The organism is Bacillus cereus group sp. BfR-BA-01349 (assembly GCF_022663795.1).
GTDB classification, from domain to species: domain Bacteria; phylum Bacillota; class Bacilli; order Bacillales; family Bacillaceae_G; genus Bacillus_A; species Bacillus_A cereus.
Genome location: NZ_JAKUGE010000023.1, coordinates 21,352 through 40,250, shown reverse-complemented (window position 1 = coordinate 40,250; position 18,899 = coordinate 21,352). Strand labels below are relative to the sequence as shown.

Below are 18,899 nucleotides of genomic sequence, written 5' to 3'. Positions count from 1 at the left end.
TAACTCCTGAACCTCCACTACCCTTAGCAAGTTGATAAGCGTCATCCTACCACATTATTTCTACGCTAAAACTCAAAAAAGCACTTGTTGCCTTTAATTGACAATCAAGTGCTTTCAGTTCATATGTTTTTTTAGTAGCATAAATTTTGTAGGTCTTCGCTTGATTTTATATTACATCTTTCTATAAAAAACTGCAGTCCAATTATATCTAACACTTGGGCTACACTTCATATCAGACATTTTTTCATATAAATGTTCTTAGTATATTATTTTTGTAACTTTAAACTAGCAATTAACTCATCTAAACTATCCGAAATCTCTTCAAATGAACCTCGTTCAAAATCCTCCAATTCAACCTTACCACTTACATTATCTAAAACAACTATCAAACCGTTCCCCTCTACACCTATTGGAGTCTTATCAACCTTATTATGATTGTTTTTATACCCTTCTAAATTACTTTCGAAGGAATCCAATTCAATATTTGGTAATACAGGTTCTAGCCTAATATAATGATTACCAATAAATCCATCTAAATCAGCAAACCAATAAGAATTAAAATAATCATCAATTGAAGTGTGCAGTTTAATTTCAAATCTTTCCTCAATCTTCGTTAAATCATTCTTATTATTTTTTTCAATAGGTTTCCATGAAATTTCTTCTTCATCATCCATTTCACCCTGATATATAAATGAATCAACTTCTTCGTTATATGGCGTTTTAAATAAAAAATCTAACCCTTTATCAAAATATTCTTTTCTTAAATTAAAATATTTGCTCATAGCATCCTTCATTACCAAAATAATCACCCTTACTTTTCTAAGAATTTTTCTAATAGTTCAGCATATTTTTGGTCATTTCCCCAAACTCCTGCGCTTTTCTCAGCATTATGAATCCCTCCTAAACCTGGATGTAGCTTTGAGGGTACAGCCACAGCTTGACCACCACCACCAATGTGATGATGTATTAAAGTGTCATTATATAATTCTTTTAAATCATATTGGGGAAAATGTTTTCTAAACGTTGGATTGTTTATAGGTGCGAATCCTAATTCTATTTTTTGTCTATTTGACCTATTAAACGCTTCTGGGTACTTCTCTAACATCTCTTTCCAATAAAAATCTTTATCGCGTAACCAACCCTCTGCATTGGTGTTTTTTTGCCCTTTACCAACATAGGGCATCTCAACAGTTAAGCGAGGATCCGCAGTATATTTAGCCTCTAGCTTACCTAAATCAGCACCACGATATGTTCTAATAGGATCATTAATATCACCTATCTTCTTAACCGTTTCACCCGTACCCTTAACCCCACCACTCTCCAAATTCGAGATCCTACTCTGAATACTCGCCTTTGAGGCATCATGGGCTTCTTGGAATTTCCCGCTATAGTTCGTTCCAGATCTAACGACACTTCCATCTGGCATGATTTCTACACCTTTAGCGAATGGGGTTACGGAGTCCACACCTTTTGCCACTAGACCTTTAATGAAGTAGTCCGCATCATTAATCTTATCTACGGTTTTCCAACCTTGTATTTTTAAATTTTTTAATAGATTATTTTCCTTAAGCGATTGTACCACATTTCCACCCAAATTTGGATTAAAACCAGGCATTCCGTCTTTGAATTTTAATATTTTGGCTAAATCAGCTAATTCACTCGTGCCTTTGAATGCTTTTACTCCTTTTCCTACTGCTCCAACAACTGGGATTGCATCTAATCCGCCAAAAATGATGTTTGCTGTGCGTTCTTCTTGGCTCAATTTCCGGTGTGTTCCCCAGTCTTCTCCGTCGATACCGCTTTTTATTTGTACACCTCCGTATACTACTGCGGCAGCGGCCCCGAGTGGTGGGCAAAGGATTGTTGTGATGATGATTCCTAGGCCTATTCCTATGTCTCGCACCATTTCTAGTTTTTTCTGTTCATCTTCTATCGATTTGTATTCAAATCCTCGTGTGGATGGGACTACTTTCTTATATTCTTCATAATTTAGTTTTGCATCTGGATTTTGTTTTTTTAGTTCTTTGTATTCCCCTCTCAGTACGTTATCAAATGCAGGTGAATCTCTAAAAATATCTTCTTTTATCTTTCTTCTTCTGTATTGTTTGTGGTACACTTCCGTAGCCTGCATGCGCACCTGGTAATACTGTCGTTGTTGTAGAGCCAATTCGGTTATTTGTTTCAAAACTGAGAATAGATGTATCTCTCATTTTTTGAGCGAATTTATCCATTTCTATTAAAACAGGTTTATCTATATGTTCAGAGACTAATCGCCCTGCTTCTCCGCAATATTTTTGTAATGTCGAATAGCTATCAAGTAATTCCCCGATTTTTTGCGATTGATCTTTAGGATTAAAATGGGTACTACCATCCGAGTCTAAATCTCGTATTCTTCCATCAATTCTTTTTAATGATTCATTTGCTTCCCGTAATTTCATGAGTGCATCTTTTGTAATTCGATTCATACCATCCCCCATGTTTTGCCATGGTTCAGGTCCATATTTCACATCCATCTCGTTTTCATCCCCCCAGCCGTATGGTGATTTCTACAACTTACTTAATATTTCACGTAATTGTTCGTCCTTTTCAAGCATTTCTACACATACATTTCCTACAACTGTCGCTGACCTAGAATAGTGTTCAGCCAATTCTAGTGTTTTGTGTAATATATCAGGATATTTTTCAATTACTCTCATCGCTTCACCTTTTTGATAAAAATCACAGCTTAATAAACTCTCAATATTCGTTCCAATGACGTCTACATGGATTTTATATATATTTTCTAACTTCATTACTATATCAAGTAGTTCTTGAAAATTAACTAATACTTCTTCTCCACCACCAGAACCACTATCTCCCATTGATACTTGCATTATTGAATACCTCCTAACGAGAATTGTCTCGGGTCAATTAACTTTTTATATGGCATTTTTAACACGTCATACAATTTCTTATTAATCGCATAGAGGCTCACCCAGTCATATTGATTACGATCTACATCGATTTGAACGAAATCTTCTCCTTCAGTAAAATATAAGAAACATTCCCATTTTCCTCCTCTATTACTTCGAGGCCTCGTATACGTTTCTATCGCTATAACGTCTTTATTTGATAAATCTTTTTCCTCAAATGTTTTTTGTTCTGCCTCTGTCATTCTCTTTGAGAAAAATGTATCTTCTATTTCCCTCGGTTCTCTCAATAAGAAAGGAATGCGTGTTAATAATGAAAAATATACGTCCGGCTTTGGTATGTAGTCGATCTCGTATTTTTTATTTGGTTCTATTTCTGTTAATACAGCCACTCGGTCTTTATCCTCTTTTAAAAAGCCAATTAATACATTATTCATTCTCGTGTATTCATGACAATTTTCATATTCCTTTAATAGTTCAATTATTTGAAAAGCTGCAGGGGTAATTCCATTTTCACTTGTAAGTAGGCCTTTTTCTTTTAAACTCGTAGTTGCTTTCGTGACACATTCTGCATCAAGTAAAATAATTGCGTCACGGTTTGGCAATCCAAATATATCGGTAACCCCAGCTGCACCTGCGAGAACATATAATTCAGCAGGTGCAAAACTCATTTCTTTCCCCATTCTTTTATCCCTCGTTTCTCCATCACAGTTGTTTTATCGCCCTTACTTCCGATTTATCTCCGTACGTTTGAATGCTTTTATCTAACTCTTTCAAAGCTTTCGTATGTCCTTCAAATGCCTCTACCATTTCTGAATTATATTGAATGATCAAATCAAGATAACTTAAAAATGCATCTCTCGTTTTTCCATTCCATTTCGCACCTGTGACATATGCTTTTAAGTCTTTCGCTTGGTTTAAAGAATCCTTCATACCATTTTCAATGTTTTGTGCGTAAGAAATGGCACTTGCAGTGTTACTTCCTATAATTTCAACCTCTTTACCACTCATGTTCGTTCCCTCCATTCTTTGTATGCTTAATGGATAAGTTTTTCAAATTCCTTTTTCTTTTCTTCAAAAGCCTTGGTCGCTGCAGCGTATGCTGACGCTTTCTCTGATTCTGCTTTCGCTTTATATTCCAAATACTTTGCATAAGCTGTACTTTTTGCAGATCCAACATCGCTTAATGCACTTTTAAAATAGGATACTAATGTATGTAATTCTTCATCCTTTTCATGACGTTTTTGTTCAAATTCAACTGCCGGAATTTTATTAGCTTCTAAACCATTACTTTTACTCTCATAATCTCTCTTCGCTGATTCAGCATCTTGAATGAATTGCTTTAACTCTCTTTCTTTATCTTTTAAATAATCATGTAAATCATCATACCGATCTCGTTTCCTCGCACTTTCTGTAAAACCAGACGCATTTAAAAAAGCATTGTACAATTCATCTAACATCTTTCTCCCCCTTTAGCGCAATAACTATGTAGTTAAATTCGTATATTTAAACATGAATATTCATTACATTAAGAATTAACAAATAATTATTTTTACATATTGCTATTTTATCAAAGGGATTTTAACATTTCCATATTTTATGAATGGCTTTCGCATTTTTCTTCAATAAAGTGAAACTTTAATCAATATGACTATGTATTTATTATTACCTTTTATCCAATTCATTCGTATTAAATCCTTGCTTGAGAGTAAGACCAGTTCTTTCTTATTTCATAAACAACTATTTCTGGATAATCCCAATGAAGCGTACGAGTAGGCTCCCGGACTCGTTTTACTATTCCTTGGGCTGTTTTGTTTCTATATTCATTCCAATATTTTGGCTCAGTCGCTCTTAAAAGAACGATAGAAAAAGGATCTGATATGAATATCAGATCCTTAACTTTAATTTCTTAATACATACATCTTTTTACACGATAACTGGTTCGTACGTGCTCAAATTATCATACTCAGTTTTTACAATACTAGGTGGAAGGTTAACACATCCTTAGATTCACCTTTTCTTGTAGCAGTGCATAATGTTTAATAAAATTAAAGCATATTTTTACTTACCAGACTTAATTTTTTCGTTATATTCTTCTAAAGTTAACCCTTTTTCTTTTAGATAAACGGCAACTTCTTTTCCTACATAACGATAGTGCCATGGCTCATACTTAATGCCAGTAATATTCTCTTTATCTTTTGGATAGCGGAGAGTAAACCCATATTCTGCAGCATTCTTATCTAACCATTTGAATGCATCGGTAGTTTCAAATTTTGCATTTAAATCTTCTACAGTATTTTGCCATTCAACTGAAATAATGTCTAACGCTAATCCAGTATGATGTTCACTTGCACCAGGATACTGAAGATATTCCAATGCCTTAGCACTAGCCTCTTTATCCGACAAACCTTGAGATTTATAGCTTTTAACTGAAGCATCATAATAAGTTTGTTGTAATTTTATAGCTCGATAACCTGATCTTAAATAAAGATTGATTCCCTCTTTTTTTGCAGCTGCTACCATATCCTGATAGGAAGTTGCAATTCTACTATCTATTTTCATATTTGGCTTCGCATTTTGAGTGATACTTGTTAATTCAATTCCTAGTTCCTTTGATAACATATGCTCTCTATTTACAAGGATAATTCTCCAATCATTAACATCAGAGATAGGTAAAACATCTTTTTTCTTCGCATGTATTTCATTTTTATTTTTATCGTTATTATTAGTAGTTTCCTGAGATGTTTGCTTTCCACTACAAGCAGCAAGACTCCATCCCATTGCTAATACCAATGCTAAAATTATAAATTTTTTAATTGTATCTCATTCCCTTTTTGTTTATTAGTCTTTATACCAATTTCCCAACACGTCTCTAGGAATCTCCTTGAAATCCTTCAAAGAAACCGGGCCGACAAATTTTTTAATTCCATGTTTTTTAGAATTTTCATCCGAATAATCTTTTAAAAATTGAATTTTAAATTGTTTCTTACCATCAGCATAGTCGGTTACTGTCGGTACGATTGCCGCTTGTCGTATACCAAAAGTTTTATCTTCATACTTAACAAATTGTACATAAGATAATCCTCCAACCAATGTTTCTAATTTTTCTTGCGCAGAAATAAGATTTCCAAGAGAATAATAGATTAGCGTTTCATGTCCATCTTTATTTTGTTTCCACTCAATTGGTTGAATTACATGTGGATGATTTCCAATTACTACATCTACACCTAAATCTGTTAAATATTGAGCAACTTCTTTTTGTTGCTTTGAAGGTGTTGAGGTATATTCTACTCCCCAATGCACCATAACAATCACCATATCAGAGCTACTCTTTGCCTTTTCCACATCATTTTGTATCGCTTTTTTATCAATTAAATTTAAAGCCCGAGACTTATCAGCTGGAATTTTAATTCCATTCGTACCATATGTATAATTTAGTAACGCAAAACGAATACCATTTTTTGTAATCGTTTTTATTTCATTACGCTCGTTTTTACTCTCATTAATACCTACTGGGATAACATCCGGATATTTCTTCCAGTATTCTCTTGTATTCGCAACACCTTTAATACCCATATCCATAGCGTGATTTGTCGCTTGCGTCACTATATTGAATCCAGTGTCCACTAAAGATTGGCCTACTTCTTCAGGTGTATTGAAAGTCGGATATCCTTGTACTTTTAAATTATTTCCGGCAATCGGAGTCTCCTGGTTCACTATAGCAAGATCACTTGATTTAACAGCTTTTTTGATATTTTCATAAATATAATTATAATCATATGAACCGTCTTTTTGTTTGCCATCTTTAATTACTGCGTCATGATATAAATTATCACCCGTTGCTATTAAATTCACAACCGATTGTACTTTTTTATCTTCCGTAAAATTAGGAGACTGTTGGATAGGACTTTTATCTACCCAATTCGGTGCTTTTAATGATGTATCTATATTGGATTCAGCCGGTGGTAATGAAGCTTTAGATGTCTTAACATCTGTATTACTACAAGCGGTTAAAAGCACTAAAAAAATAAGACATACTAAAAAAAACTTTTTACTTCTCTGTAAAGTATCTAACATGTGATCCTCTTTTCTGTTTTATTCCTTATAACCTGTTCTAACAAATCATTCTTTAAAAAAACGTATTTTGGTTTTACCCTTAATTATGGAAGGACACTCTGTTACACCTGCTTCGGAATATACTAATAATTGTTTTCCGCTTTCTAGCAATCTATCGATTCCATCAGAAGTAATAGATTACTAGAAAAACATAATCCATCAGGATGTCGACTAGTTTGATATACCTATTCCAATTGCAATAACTCGTTTAATATTTAAACAAGATAGGAGAATCGTTCATATAGCCTCTTCTCTCGCTTTATGTTTAAGGTGCCTCCAAAAAAGGGATCGTTGCTGTACCCCTTTACATAGTGCGAAATTTTTGCAACTAATTTCTTTCATTCAAGCGACAAACATTATACCGATAACAATAAGTAAGACCCAAGAACTTATTTTACCAATATACGAAAAAAGTAGCAATCTTTTGTCCCATATAAAGAAGCCCATTAGGAGAAATGAACGAGAGATTCATTCTATTCAATTCCTTCATTGATTAATAAAAAAACAAGCCATCCAACTATTGGATGGCTCTATACTATAAAGAAAATTTGTTATTGGATTACTTCAATTTCCCTTCAAAAACAATCTTCCTACCGCACGGCTCAACTACTGTTTTGCCGTCTTTCTTTACTTCATGAAAGATTGGCTCTTCCATACGACGAGACGGAGCGTAGCCTTCTTGTTCCATACGTGCTAAGCAGTCTGTAATTGTTTCATTTTCAAGTACTTCAAATTTCTTTTTATTAGGTTGTTTTGTCATGCCCTAACCTACTTTCTATTTTTCTTGATGCAAATTGATTTTTCATGTAGACCATATATAACATTGCGAGAATTCCCATTATAATCATAACCGCAATAAAAAAGCTTGTATACTGTATTTTTTCTATAAATACGCCGCCTAATACAGGTCCCATAATACTTCCTAAACTAAAAGCGATTCCGGATAATATATTACCTGCCGGTAGTAAATGTCTCGGTAATAAATCAGTCATAAATCCAAGCCCTAAAGAGAAGCACGATCCAATAACCATACCCGCTAAAAGCATGCAGGCAAAGACGATCCAGTAATATTGATCAAATACGGCGGCAAGTAGAAAAATGCCCGTACTTATGCTAAACGTCCACGTTAATATACGGTCCCTTCCGTATTTATCACTCAATATACCGAGCGGAATTTGTGTAATAATACCCCCAACTGCAAATGCTGGTAATAAGAAGGATACATCTGAAACAGACCACCCTTTACGAAGTGCATATACTGGTAAGTTACTGTTTAGCATTGCTTCAAGTACGCCATATGCAAGTGGTCCTAGCAGTGCAATCCATCCTAATCCAACAACTTGTTTATAACGAGAAAATGATGATTCACTCTTCGCTTCTCTTTCATCTTGCGCTGGGAATGCATTTTTTGTTGGAAGTAGTAAAAGCCAACCTATTAAACAAAGTACAGTAGATATAATAAATGGCGTTGCAAGACCGTACTGCACAGTGCTTGCTAAATACGGGCCAACGGCAAAACCAATTCCAAAGAATACACCGTATATCGATACTTGTCTCCCTATTTTACTTGGGTCTGATGTTGTCGTGATCCACGTTTGTGTTCCGACATGAAGCATATGATCTCCGACTCCAACTAGAAATCTAAGGATAAACCATACCCAAAACGAAAATGTTTGTGTAAAAAAGAATAATGAAATAATAACGAGAAACCCACCTATAACAATAATCGGCTTCATTCCAAACCTTTGCATCGGTTTTTCAAGAAACGGCGAAATGACTAATATCCCAATGTACAATGCCGTCGCATGAATACCATTAATACTTGAACTAACCCCTTCTTGTTCAAAAATCATTGCAATGGCAGGTAAGAGCATTCCTTGTGATAAACCTGAGATTGCTACAATCCCAACCATAATCCAAAAAGTAAAACGCATTGACATCCCTTTCCCTCTCCTTCTCACGCTTCCACTTTTCATTATAAACTGTTTCTGCAAATGCGTGTACGGATATTCACAATAAAAAACAAGCTAAAAGAATGAACCTTTTAGCTTGTTATCTTATCCTTCCCAAACTTGCGCTTTCACATTGTTATGAAATTGCTTAAAGTATGGATGTTTATAAAAAGCAGTTTCATATAAGTATTGCTGTGCGTTAGCGATTGGTGGCTGCGGATATTGCATTTGTAAAGGAACTACAGCTGGCGAAACTTGCATATACAGCGGGTTTATCATCATTTTTGTATATGCGTAATGATTATATGGCGAATAAGCGATGAAAAATGGTTGATGCATTGATAATCTCCCCTTTTACCTACAATGTTATAGTATATGCAATACCTTTCATTTCGAGGATTATTTCTGTTCTAACCAATTCTCTACATGTTTTATAAATACATCTAAACAATCAATAAACGGCGAGTGTCCGCAATCTTCTAATACCTTCAACTCTGCATTTGGCAAATGTTTCGCTAATTCCTCACCGACTACTTGGGGTACGACATAATCTCTATCGCCTTGTATGACGAGTGTTGGCGCTTTAATACGATGAATTTGCTTACTTCCCTCTACAACCCCATTATGTTCATCTGAAATATTAAATGTAATGAGCGCATAATTCACATCTACGAAATTACGTTGCGTTAACATATCATCTAAATACTTTTCATAACGGTCCGGTTCAGGTTGGTTATGCGTATATATTAATAGATTCCATACTGTACGGTAATATAGTTTGTTCATATTTTTTATCGCGTCTAATACTGGAGCGATTTGTACTGGATCTTGTGCAATTTCTTCTTTCGTCTTTACTAAACTTGATACAATCGGCTGCCCATTCGTATCTTTTTTAAAGATTGGGTAACCTTTCATTCCTACTGATTCTACTAAAATTAACTTTTCTACAAAAGTTGGGTGATTCGCTGTAAATTGCATCGCAACGCCACCGCCCATTGACCAGCCCATTAATGAGAATTTCTCTAGCTTTAACTCGTCGATAAATAATTTTACATCTTCTGCAAAGTCTTGTAATGAATCTATCGATTGATTATACGTTGATTGTCCAAACCCTCTTAAATCAAGAGCGTAAATATGGTATTGATCTTGCAACTTTTCAATAACTAAATCCCAATGTTGTGACGATGTCATGTTCCCGTGAATGAGTACAAGAATATCTGTATTTCGCCTTCCAACTTCCTGATATGCAATCGTTTCTCCGTTCGATAGTGAAACAAACTCCATTGTTGCAGGCTTAATCATCACAAGTTCCCCCATTCTATTTAATAGAAAGAAAATTCTTTACTTAATTAAAGAATAGCACGTAGAATGTACGTTCGCAACATAAAACCTATAAGAATTTTTTACATAAATCAACATGTCTATTACTAGACAATTATTATAAAAAAGTATATAGTTAGCTAGGTAACTAATTTGAAAGGATCAAAATACATGGACGAAAAACAACATTTTTTTCACATCGTCAGCCAGACTTCTCGAAAGTTTACGAAGAAATTTAATGAACGTGTATCTCCAACAGGGTTATTTAGTGCGCAATGGGCTGTTATTTTCCGCATTAATCAAACTGGTTCTTGTACGCAAACAGAATTGTGCCAGTATTTAAATGTTGAATCACCAACGATGACTCGTACATTAACACGTATGGAAACGATGGGATGGATTATTCGTACAGAAGGTAAAGATCGCCGTGAGAAGCTCATTTCTTTATCCGAAACAGCGATAAAGATGATTCCAATATGGCAAGAAGAAGTTGATACTTTCGAAGAAAAAACGCTAGAAGGTATTAATGAAGATGATTTACATCAAGCATTTCAAGTGTTACAACAAATTATTAAAAATTTAGATTAAATTGGAGGGATGACGATGCAAAGTGAGAAACTTTGGACGAAGGATTTCCTCGGAACTTGTTTTAGTAGTCTATTTCTCTTCTTAACATTTTACATGCTTATGACTACTCTGCCTGTCTATGTAATAGACGGCCTAAAAGGAAAACCTGAGGAAATTGGTTTAGTTGCAACTGTGTTTCTTATTTCTTCTGTTTTATGTAGACCATTCACAGGAAAATGGCTCGATGATTTAGGAAGAAAGAAAATATTATTTATTTCACTTTCATTATTTTTAGCCGCTACTGTTATGTATTTCGGTGCGCAAAGTTTATTCTTATTACTTGCCCTTCGCTTCTTACACGGTATTGGGTTCGGGATGGCAACGACAGCTACTGGTACGATCGTAACTGATGTTGCGCCAGCTCATCGACGAGGCGAAGCACTTGCATATTTCGGCGTATTTATGAGTCTGCCGATGGTAATTGGTCCTTTTTTAGGTTTAACAATTATTTCTCATTTTTCGTTTACTGTGTTATTTATCGTTTGTTCCGTATTTTCATTACTTGCATTTTTATTAGGACTACTTGTAGATATTCCACACGAAGCACCTGTTAGCAAACAAAAACGTGAAAAAATGAAATGGAAAGACTTAATCGAACCATCTTCTATTCCAATTGCACTTACAGGATTTGTTTTAGCCTTTTCTTATAGTGGTATTTTATCCTTTATTCCTATTTATGCGAAAGAACTCGGTTTAAGTGAAATTGCAAGTTACTTCTTTATTTTATACGCACTTGTTGTTGTCATTTCTCGTCCATTTACAGGAAAGATTTTTGATCGCTTCGGTGAAAATGTACTCGTTTACCCTGCTATCATTATTTTCACAATCGGAATGTTCATATTAAGCCAAGCACAAACTTCATTTTGGTTCCTTGGCGCAGGTATGCTAATTGGTTTAGGTTACGGAACATTAATTCCGAGTTTCCAAACGATTGCGATTTCTGCCGCTCCAAACCATAGACGTGGTTCTGCGACAGCTACGTATTTCTCATTCTTTGATAGTGGTATTGGCTTTGGTTCTTTCATTTTAGGTATTGTCGCAGCGAAATCCAGTTATCATAATATGTATTTTATCGCAGCTATTATCGTTGCGTTCACTTTACTTTTATATTATGGATTACACGGACGAAAACAAAAATTCAAGAAACAACCTACAGACGGAAAAATTTCCGCTTAACGTTAATAAGGAAAGTAAACTTCCCCGTTTACTTTCCTTATTTTGTATTTCTTTCAAGACGAGCGTATACTTATAGTAGAAATAAAAAGGAGGGCCATATATGAAACTAAAAAAATCTCCCCTACTCTTACTTATACTAACATTCATATTTGTAATTACAGGGCTTGGGTTTACTTACTTCAAACAAAATAAAACGACCTCATCAAAACATAATGTGACAAAAGAAAACTGGTTAAATGACCCTTACTTACGTTGGTCATATACCCATATGAAAGAATTCACTTTAGTTAATAACGTAAAAAACAATCCTGACCAAATTGCTCACTTCCCTTCCGCATTGCAAAACTTAGACGATTTTGCTGTGGAGCGTAGATTCGGAAATACAACTCCTCTAAAAAAACTTTTAGACGATAACAAAACAGATGTTTTTGTCGTTGTACATAATGGACAACTTGTTTACGAACGATATTTCAATGGGTATAAACAGAATGAACCTCATGGTATGGCATCATTAGCAAAAGTCTTTACCGGGGCAATTATACAATCTCTCGCTGAAGAGAATCGTATTGACTTAGAAAAAACAGCTGACACTTACATAAAAGAATTAAAAAACACACCGTTCGGTTATGCCACACTTCAGCAATTAATGGACATGCAAGTTTCAGCAGAATACCCGACCCACGGATATGAGCAGCCTGGGCTAGAAAATCAAGATGCACAATTATATTTAGCTAGCAATATTTTACCCCGCGGCAAAAATTACGACGGTCCGATGAAAATTTATGATATGTTACGAGAAGCCGAAGAAACTGCACCGCCTGGTTCTTCCTTTTCTTACAATAACGGATCAACAGAAACGCTCGCTTGGATTATTAGAACTATTACTGGTAAATCACTAGCAGAAAATGTAAGTGAACGAATTTGGTCTCAAATTGGTATGGAAGAAAACGCGTATTACGTTACAGATGAAACAAAAGTAGAACAAGCTAGTGCTGGATTAAATGCAACTGCTAGAGATATGGCGAGATTTGGGCAATTACTATTAAACAATGGAGAATATAACAGAAAACAAATTCTCCCTTCTTCTATTACAGAAAGTGTAAAAAATGTCCAAGAAGGTGAACTTGCAATTGGCCCTGGAGCTTCCATTTCTTATCATAATCAATGGTGGATTCCGCACAATGAACAAGGTGCTTTTGAAGTGTTAGGTAGTTACGGACAAACACTTTACATCGATCCGAAAGCAAATATGGTAATCGTTCATTTCTCTTCTAACGCAACGCCAAGTAATGAAATACATTCGACTTACTCAAATATGTATGTTGATATTGCCCATCATTTAGAAAATGCTGAAAGAATAACTGCTTATAACACGCCTATCAAAATTTATATAAGCAGTTTACATGTTTAATTAAGTGTTTAACTAATACATCCACACCTTTTGGAGAATTCGTTAAAACACTTCCCTTACAAAGATTGTCTGTTCATATTGGTCGAAAATTTCTTCTATAGATGAAAATAAAGTTTCTTCCGGGATGATGAACTTTATTTTTTGACCATTTTTTAACATAAAGGAAATTGTTCCATTATCATTAAAACCTGTATGAAACGTTCCTCGTTTATTTAATAGTACCTCTTCAATTGTATTTATTTCAATTGAAAAGGTATTCTTTAATTGCAAGAGTTCATGTATATTGCCAGTATGTATTTTTGTATCTATTTCAGTTTCTAAGTTTAATTGTTTTTTCTCAATTTTTTTGAACCAAAACAAAAACAATAGCTCTGAAATACCAGGTAATTGTTTTTTATAAGCATGTCGACTATGAAACTGTCCGCCAATCTTTATAAAATATATACAGTCACCTGTAACAAAAACTTTATAATACATATCTGCCGTAAACATTTTAGGCTTTAAAAGATAAAAACTTTTGATCATAATTCCCCCATCAATTTTAAGTGTATTTGTATAAACATTTTTAGCTAGGTTTGTGCTTAAACATATTTCTCATGTAATGCAACACTATTGTATTGAATCTCCTCTCCCTTTGCAACAGTTGCTTTGAAGCCAGCTAGTAACCTTTCTCTATACTATCCCTATAAGTGCTACCCCATTTCCAACCGTATTCTTCTAGTATATTAAAAGCAGAATCTGATACAAGGCTCTATATCAACCTATCAATAAATTACCACCCTGCAAATATCTGAATTTTCTTTATGTTGGAGGTTATCTCCTAAACAACCTCGAATAATTGTAATACATATACATAAGGAGGGTGATCTATTTTGTTTCGTTCCTTTACAAATGGTTGCGTCGCCTTAGTGCAACGCTTCTTGCCAGAACCGTTTATTTTATCATGTTTACTAACTGTTTTTGTTATCTTCTTTGGTATGTTTGCGACTCACCAAACCCCTGTAGAAATGATTAATCACTGGGGTAATGGAATTTGGGGCCTCCTCGCCTTTTCTATGCAAATGGCACTTGTACTCGTGACTGGATCTGCTTTAGCAAATGCTCCTCTTATTAAAAAGGGATTAACGAAAGCTGCCAGACTACCAAAAACGAATGGACAAGGCATTATTGCCATTTCAATTGTAAGTTTACTTGGTGCATACATAAACTGGGGCTTTGGAATTGTTGTATCTGTTTTATACGCAAAAGAAGTGGCAAGGCAGCTGGACGGATTAGATTATAGACTAGCAATCGCCTCTTCTTACTCTGGATTTCTCATTTGGCATGCGGGTCTTTCTGCCTCTATCCCTCTTACGTTAGCAACAGGCGGTGAAACGTTAATTAAAACGACTGCTGGACGTATTAAAGAGGCGATGCATCCAGATGAAAAACATACGATAACTGTAGATCCTAGCGTGTTCCATGAAGAAGCCGCTGCTCAAGAAGTAGAAAAAAATACATTCGCTGAAAAGATGGAAAATAGCATTATTATTACACTTTGCGTTGGATTGTTAGGTCTCATTTATATTTTCAATTACTTTTATACGAAAGGTTTTAACCTTACTCTCGATATCGTGATTTTTATGTTATTAATTGCAGGTCTTATTTTCCACCGTACTCCGATTCAGTATATTCGCGCTTTTTCAGACTCTACGAAAAGTGCTTCTGGCATTTTACTTCAATTTCCGTTTTACGCAGGAATTATGGGCATGATGATTGGAGCAAATAGTGAAGGACTTTCACTTGGAGGAGCTATTTCTAATTTCTTTATTAGCATTTCAAATGAAACGACTTTTCCGCTCTTTACATTTTTAAGTGCTGGCATTGTTAACATTTTCGTTCCATCTGGCGGCGGTCAATGGGCTGTGCAAGCACCAATTATGATTCCAGCTGGCGCTGAACTTGGTGTACCTGCTGCAAAAACAGCAATGGCAATTGCATGGGGCGATGCTTGGACGAATTTAATTCAACCTTTCTGGGCATTACCAGCATTAGCGATAGCTGGTTTAGGTGCTCGTGACATTATGGGATTTTGTGTTGTGAACTTACTATATGCGGGTTTTATCATTAGTCTATGCTTCTTATTTATTTAAACAAAAAGCTAGTTTTATACTATCTTTTTTACATAATAAATCACTTATTTCCCACGCAATTTATAACCTTCTCCCACTCTATCTCCGTAAGATGTAATGACTCAAATGCAAAAAAATCTTCACACACTTTTTCAATTAGATGTGGATTTTCCCTCAAAAAATTCCACTGTAACGCTTTAGGAAGAAAATGCATTTCATATTCTTTACTTCCCTGTACTACCTCATCAACTTCTCTTTCACAAATTCCTCTTATCAAGTAGTCATTTCTTAACTCTATTTGAATTCTCTGAAATGTTTTACTACATTTTTTCAATTGAAGTAAACACGTAACATACTTCCGAAAAAGTTCGCCGTCATACTGAACACAGTTTATAATACGGTCGACTTCATTCATAATGTACGAGCCTTTTCTTCTATTTGTAATAACCATTTTTCACGCTTTGATACTTTACTCGTTTTCACAGATTGAAACACTGAACGTTTTATATCGCGAATGCCACAAAAACGTAAAACACCTCTCTTCATCATAATCCAATCTGCTGATCGATATAATAGTGCGACGTACCATAACGGTGAATCTAGCGTATTAATCACCCACGCCTTCTTACCTTTCAATAAGCCTTTCGGCAGAGCCCCTTCATATTTATAAGCAAATCCAGCTACGAAAATACAATCGATAAATCCTTTTAAAATTGCTGGCATCCCCCACCACCATATTGGATAGATGAATAGAAGTGTATCTGCTTCTTCTACTAACGTTCTGTACCGAGCTGTTTCTTCTTCATTTACTAAATCACGTCTTTTCTTCTCTTCATTAAATACGAGGACTGGATCAAATTGTTCTTTGTATAAATCAAGCAGCGTAACTGAATGATTTGTTTCCGGTAGTCCTTTTTGCACATGATTTAAAATCGCCGCGTTAAAACTTGAAGGATTAGGATGAGCGTATACAATTAGTACGTTCACTACATAACAACTCCCTCTATACGTTAAAGTTTCCCCTTCTTTAATAACTTCTCTAAAATTTGTACGTTTTTCGAACTTTGCAATAATCGATTCAATAATATAAGTAATTCTTCTTTTTCTAAATCTTTCAGTTTCTCTTGCACTCTCACCAGCACCTTGAATATCATAAACAACTGCCGCCATATGCTTACAAAGATTCTCATATGGACATTCGCAGCTACTTTCTGAAAAATCTTCGAGATCGATAACTACTTCATAATTTCCTGCATTTCCAGTAACGAAAGCAAACACTTTTTTATCATGTATTTCAACATCTTCTACATGTCCATCTTCATAATATTCATATCCCTTATCTACAATGTACTTTGGGATCCATTTCGTTATATCTTCTAATAAGTAAGCGTACATAATTGTACGCCTTCCTTTAATTCCCTTTTGACTTCAAAAATCCTGTATGTTATTCTAATAACTGTCAAATAGCAAGTCTATATGACAAAACGACTGACACCTATTCGGCGAAGGTGTCTCTTTTCATTTGCAGCCGATATGAATTGCCTCTTTCAGGCACATTCAATTTTTGACACTACACACTCAACACCATTCCCTGTATCAGGCTGCTTTAGCAGTCTTTTACTCTACATACTCCGTTATTTTAAGAAAAAAAGAGAGCTTAGCTCCCTTTTCTCGCCTTATACAATACCCCTTTTTCAGCATAGAGATATTCATCAGCTAATGTAATTTTCCCATCCAGTTTTAGTTCGTCTAATAATCTTGATAAATAAAATTGATGCAACATCTTTTTCGTGAATTTTCCTTCATGATGCGAAACGATATGTTCTTGAATATCTAACAATGATATCGGCTTATCTTGCTCTATCATATATTCATAAACTGTACTACGCAGTTTTACGTATTTTTCGAGTGTCACAGTAATGCGCAACCCCTTTCTTCTTAATATAAATTTTCGTAATCGGTTTTTTTGCAATAAAAAAACCTCTCCGATAAGAAGAAGTTACGTATATATCTTCGTCTTATCTCCCAGAACAAATATGTTCTGCTGGAATTAGCACCTGCATCGCGGTTGCTGGGTTTCATCGGGCCAGTCCCTCCACCTCTCTGGATAAGAAAATATTCACTTAATTCTTACTATACGTAATTCCACTTTAATTGTCAAATAAATATAACAAATTATATTTTCTTCCTTACTGTTCATACTACCCATATACGAACACGCAAGGAGGATTATGAAATGCATCAAAATGCTCGCGGATATGTACAAGATTCTTTTCAATCATTACAAGAAGCTAAAAATTGTTTAGAAGAAGCGCTCGAAACAGTTGAAAAAGATTTTAATCGCGCTCGTATTGAACAATCACTTTATGCTGTTGAACAAGCTATTCAACGTTGCGAGTACACCGTTCATATTTTAGAAAAAGATTAAAAACTTCCCATCAATTGATGGGAAGTTTTTTCAAATGGCATACTTCATAATTATTGCCGTTATGATTAAAAAATATACAGAATTAGCAATTTCTAAAATTCCTACTTTTATAATAGAAATTTTTTTGCCATACAACATAATCGCTCGAATGACACTTGGTATAAAAATAAGAGAACACCACGGATTAATCACAAATATGATTATCGTTAATACGATATGATATCCCCAAGATATAAGACGATACTTCGGGTTATTTTTTTCACGAATCATCGTTTTCACATAGAACGTACTACCTAAAAAGTATAAAAATGAAATAAGTGCAATGAATATAGCTGTATGATCGATTTGCTTCATTGAAAAGTAATAACTAATTAACCCACCGATACAAAACACAATGATTGCACAAATATCATTTAGCAATGCTCTTTCATTTTTTTGACGGGCGTAATACATATTCACTATAAATAATGGAATCATTACTATTACGAATAAAAGAATTCGCCACTCATATAATAAAGAAATCATCCCAAATAGGAACGCAATGCTGAAATAAACAATAGCAGCTTGTAAAAACTCTTTTTTTCGTCTTTGCTTTATGTACGTAAGAAATGGATACGTGGCTAAATAGATAAAAAACCACGCTAAAAACAATGGAATATGATAAATAGTAGGTTTCCCAAGTATGACACTTAATAAAAAAGGAATAACAAGCATGGCCCATGCACCATGTTGCTTCGGAATAACTAACTTCATTAACTATACACCTCCCTTTTGAAAAAAGTTCTCACCTACCATTATACAAATAATTTTATATAATAACGGATGTATATTAAATCGATTTTTTGACAA

The 18,899-nt window shown here is 34.7% G+C and carries 21 protein-coding genes, 2 pseudogenes and 1 riboswitch; of the genes and pseudogenes, 5 read left to right on the top strand and 18 right to left on the bottom strand.

Features of this window, described 5'->3' with window-relative positions:
* Nucleotides 1–266: 266 nt before the first annotated feature.
* The 12 genes and pseudogenes from MR169_RS14450 to phaZ form a co-directional block, all read right to left on the bottom strand.
* Nucleotides 267–782 carry a SecY-interacting protein Syd gene (locus MR169_RS14450; RefSeq protein WP_002101116.1) on the bottom strand — a complete coding sequence of 172 codons (516 nt, stop codon included), beginning with the start codon at nt 780–782 and terminating at the stop codon, nt 267–269.
* Between the two features lie 29 nt (nt 783–811).
* Nucleotides 812–2,513, bottom strand: a pseudogene (locus tag MR169_RS14445) (hypothetical protein).
* Between the two features lie 33 nt (nt 2,514–2,546).
* Nucleotides 2,547–2,873 (bottom strand): hypothetical protein, encoded by a 327-nt coding sequence (locus MR169_RS14440; RefSeq protein WP_001198201.1) that lies wholly within the window; start codon nt 2,871–2,873, stop codon nt 2,547–2,549.
* On the bottom strand, nt 2,873–3,592 hold the full coding sequence (locus MR169_RS14435; RefSeq protein ID WP_000514119.1) for a DUF5081 family protein: 720 nt from the start codon (nt 3,590–3,592) through the stop codon (nt 2,873–2,875). Before MR169_RS14435 ends, MR169_RS14440 begins: the two co-directional genes overlap by 1 nt.
* 22 nt (nt 3,593–3,614) lie before the next feature.
* On the bottom strand, nt 3,615–3,920 hold the full coding sequence (locus MR169_RS14430) for a WXG100 family type VII secretion target (RefSeq protein ID WP_000014535.1): 306 nt from the start codon (nt 3,918–3,920) through the stop codon (nt 3,615–3,617).
* A 26-nt stretch (nt 3,921–3,946) separates the two neighbouring features.
* On the bottom strand, nt 3,947–4,369 hold the full coding sequence (locus tag MR169_RS14425; protein WP_000883455.1) for a hypothetical protein: 423 nt from the start codon (nt 4,367–4,369) through the stop codon (nt 3,947–3,949).
* A gap of 601 nt (nt 4,370–4,970) precedes the next feature.
* Nucleotides 4,971–5,702: a M15 family metallopeptidase gene (locus MR169_RS14420; RefSeq protein WP_000241995.1), complete on the bottom strand. Its 732-nt coding sequence runs from the start codon at nt 5,700–5,702 to the stop codon at nt 4,971–4,973.
* 48 nt (nt 5,703–5,750) lie between these two features.
* The gene (locus MR169_RS14415; protein WP_242319586.1) at nt 5,751–6,986 is read right to left on the bottom strand and encodes a CapA family protein; all 1,236 of its coding nucleotides are present in this window, start codon (nt 6,984–6,986) and stop codon (nt 5,751–5,753) included.
* 598 nt (nt 6,987–7,584) lie between these two features.
* Nucleotides 7,585–7,785, bottom strand: a complete 201-nt coding sequence (locus MR169_RS14410; RefSeq protein WP_000166303.1) for an NETI motif-containing protein — start codon at nt 7,783–7,785, stop codon at nt 7,585–7,587.
* Nucleotides 7,769–8,965 (bottom strand): MFS transporter, encoded by a 1,197-nt coding sequence (locus tag MR169_RS14405; protein WP_000062803.1) that lies wholly within the window; start codon nt 8,963–8,965, stop codon nt 7,769–7,771. The genes MR169_RS14410 and MR169_RS14405 overlap by 17 nt, the downstream gene beginning before the upstream one ends.
* A 117-nt stretch (nt 8,966–9,082) precedes the next feature.
* Nucleotides 9,083–9,316, bottom strand: coding sequence for a hypothetical protein (locus MR169_RS14400; RefSeq protein ID WP_000554161.1), 234 nt, complete (start codon nt 9,314–9,316; stop codon nt 9,083–9,085).
* A 60-nt stretch (nt 9,317–9,376) separates the two neighbouring features.
* Nucleotides 9,377–10,279 carry an intracellular short-chain-length polyhydroxyalkanoate depolymerase gene (gene phaZ, locus MR169_RS14395; RefSeq protein WP_000594881.1) on the bottom strand — a complete coding sequence of 301 codons (903 nt, stop codon included), beginning with the start codon at nt 10,277–10,279 and terminating at the stop codon, nt 9,377–9,379.
* Nucleotides 10,280–10,468: 189 nt separating this feature from the next.
* Between phaZ and MR169_RS14390 the strand changes: the two genes are divergently transcribed.
* The 3 genes from MR169_RS14390 to MR169_RS14380 all read left to right on the top strand — a co-directional run bounded on the left by MR169_RS14390 (nt 10,469) and on the right by MR169_RS14380 (nt 13,511).
* Nucleotides 10,469–10,885: a MarR family winged helix-turn-helix transcriptional regulator gene (locus tag MR169_RS14390; protein ID WP_000343675.1), complete on the top strand. Its 417-nt coding sequence runs from the start codon at nt 10,469–10,471 to the stop codon at nt 10,883–10,885.
* A 15-nt stretch (nt 10,886–10,900) separates the two neighbouring features.
* The gene (locus tag MR169_RS14385; RefSeq protein WP_001190318.1) at nt 10,901–12,100 is read left to right on the top strand and encodes an MFS transporter; all 1,200 of its coding nucleotides are present in this window, start codon (nt 10,901–10,903) and stop codon (nt 12,098–12,100) included.
* A gap of 100 nt (nt 12,101–12,200) precedes the next feature.
* On the top strand, nt 12,201–13,511 hold the full coding sequence (locus MR169_RS14380; protein WP_242319585.1) for a serine hydrolase domain-containing protein: 1,311 nt from the start codon (nt 12,201–12,203) through the stop codon (nt 13,509–13,511).
* A 42-nt stretch (nt 13,512–13,553) separates the two neighbouring features.
* Here the strand turns inward: MR169_RS14380 and MR169_RS14375 are convergent, their stop codons facing one another.
* Complete coding sequence (locus tag MR169_RS14375; RefSeq protein ID WP_061663351.1) at nt 13,554–14,036, bottom strand: hypothetical protein; 483 nt, start codon at nt 14,034–14,036, stop codon at nt 13,554–13,556.
* A 347-nt stretch (nt 14,037–14,383) separates the two neighbouring features.
* On the opposite strand from MR169_RS14375, the gene MR169_RS14370 reads away from it, so the two are divergent.
* Nucleotides 14,384–15,643 carry a short-chain fatty acid transporter gene (locus MR169_RS14370; protein WP_242319584.1) on the top strand — a complete coding sequence of 420 codons (1,260 nt, stop codon included), beginning with the start codon at nt 14,384–14,386 and terminating at the stop codon, nt 15,641–15,643.
* Nucleotides 15,644–15,683: 40 nt separating this feature from the next.
* Here MR169_RS14370 and MR169_RS14365 read toward each other — a convergent pair whose 3' ends face one another.
* The 4 genes and pseudogenes from MR169_RS14365 to MR169_RS14350 form a co-directional block, all read right to left on the bottom strand.
* Complete coding sequence (locus MR169_RS14365) at nt 15,684–16,037, bottom strand: hypothetical protein (protein ID WP_025966666.1); 354 nt, start codon at nt 16,035–16,037, stop codon at nt 15,684–15,686.
* A complete protein-coding gene (locus tag MR169_RS14360) occupies nt 16,034–16,609 on the bottom strand; it encodes an NAD(P)H-dependent oxidoreductase (protein ID WP_137074337.1) in 576 nt (191 codons plus the stop codon). The genes MR169_RS14365 and MR169_RS14360 overlap by 4 nt, the downstream gene beginning before the upstream one ends.
* A gap of 23 nt (nt 16,610–16,632) precedes the next feature.
* Nucleotides 16,633–17,017 (bottom strand): annotated as a pseudogene (locus MR169_RS14355) (SWIM zinc finger family protein).
* A 262-nt stretch (nt 17,018–17,279) separates the two neighbouring features.
* Nucleotides 17,280–17,537, bottom strand: a complete 258-nt coding sequence (locus tag MR169_RS14350; RefSeq protein WP_000171476.1) for a hypothetical protein — start codon at nt 17,535–17,537, stop codon at nt 17,280–17,282.
* A 100-nt stretch (nt 17,538–17,637) separates the two neighbouring features.
* Nucleotides 17,638–17,736, bottom strand: a riboswitch (SAM riboswitch).
* Between the two features lie 122 nt (nt 17,737–17,858).
* On the opposite strand from MR169_RS14350, the gene MR169_RS14345 reads away from it, so the two are divergent.
* Nucleotides 17,859–18,050 carry a hypothetical protein gene (locus MR169_RS14345; RefSeq protein ID WP_000554032.1) on the top strand — a complete coding sequence of 64 codons (192 nt, stop codon included), beginning with the start codon at nt 17,859–17,861 and terminating at the stop codon, nt 18,048–18,050.
* A gap of 30 nt (nt 18,051–18,080) precedes the next feature.
* Here the strand turns inward: MR169_RS14345 and MR169_RS14340 are convergent, their stop codons facing one another.
* Nucleotides 18,081–18,803: a YwiC-like family protein gene (locus MR169_RS14340; protein WP_098616826.1), complete on the bottom strand. Its 723-nt coding sequence runs from the start codon at nt 18,801–18,803 to the stop codon at nt 18,081–18,083.
* Nucleotides 18,804–18,899: the final 96 nt, after the last annotated feature.

Coding starts and splice junctions, on each gene's coding strand:
- MR169_RS14415 (WP_242319586.1), bottom strand. CDS start 6,986: ATGTTAGATACTTTACAGAGAAGTAAAAAGTTTTTTTTAGTATGTCTT.
- phaZ (WP_000594881.1), bottom strand. CDS start 10,279: ATGATTAAGCCTGCAACAATGGAGTTTGTTTCACTATCGAACGGAGAA.
- MR169_RS14400 (WP_000554161.1), bottom strand. CDS start 9,316: ATGCATCAACCATTTTTCATCGCTTATTCGCCATATAATCATTACGCA.
- MR169_RS14440 (WP_001198201.1), bottom strand. CDS start 2,873: ATGCAAGTATCAATGGGAGATAGTGGTTCTGGTGGTGGAGAAGAAGTA.
- MR169_RS14405 (WP_000062803.1), bottom strand. CDS start 8,965: ATGTCAATGCGTTTTACTTTTTGGATTATGGTTGGGATTGTAGCAATC.
- MR169_RS14410 (WP_000166303.1), bottom strand. CDS start 7,785: ATGACAAAACAACCTAATAAAAAGAAATTTGAAGTACTTGAAAATGAA.
- MR169_RS14450 (WP_002101116.1), bottom strand. CDS start 782: ATGAGCAAATATTTTAATTTAAGAAAAGAATATTTTGATAAAGGGTTA.
- MR169_RS14380 (WP_242319585.1), top strand. CDS start 12,201: ATGAAACTAAAAAAATCTCCCCTACTCTTACTTATACTAACATTCATA.
- MR169_RS14345 (WP_000554032.1), top strand. CDS start 17,859: ATGCATCAAAATGCTCGCGGATATGTACAAGATTCTTTTCAATCATTA.
- MR169_RS14375 (WP_061663351.1), bottom strand. CDS start 14,036: ATGATCAAAAGTTTTTATCTTTTAAAGCCTAAAATGTTTACGGCAGAT.
- MR169_RS14430 (WP_000014535.1), bottom strand. CDS start 3,920: ATGAGTGGTAAAGAGGTTGAAATTATAGGAAGTAACACTGCAAGTGCC.
- MR169_RS14390 (WP_000343675.1), top strand. CDS start 10,469: ATGGACGAAAAACAACATTTTTTTCACATCGTCAGCCAGACTTCTCGA.
- MR169_RS14340 (WP_098616826.1), bottom strand. CDS start 18,803: ATGAAGTTAGTTATTCCGAAGCAACATGGTGCATGGGCCATGCTTGTT.
- MR169_RS14435 (WP_000514119.1), bottom strand. CDS start 3,592: ATGGGGAAAGAAATGAGTTTTGCACCTGCTGAATTATATGTTCTCGCA.
- MR169_RS14425 (WP_000883455.1), bottom strand. CDS start 4,369: ATGTTAGATGAATTGTACAATGCTTTTTTAAATGCGTCTGGTTTTACA.
- MR169_RS14365 (WP_025966666.1), bottom strand. CDS start 16,037: ATGAATGAAGTCGACCGTATTATAAACTGTGTTCAGTATGACGGCGAA.
- MR169_RS14385 (WP_001190318.1), top strand. CDS start 10,901: ATGCAAAGTGAGAAACTTTGGACGAAGGATTTCCTCGGAACTTGTTTT.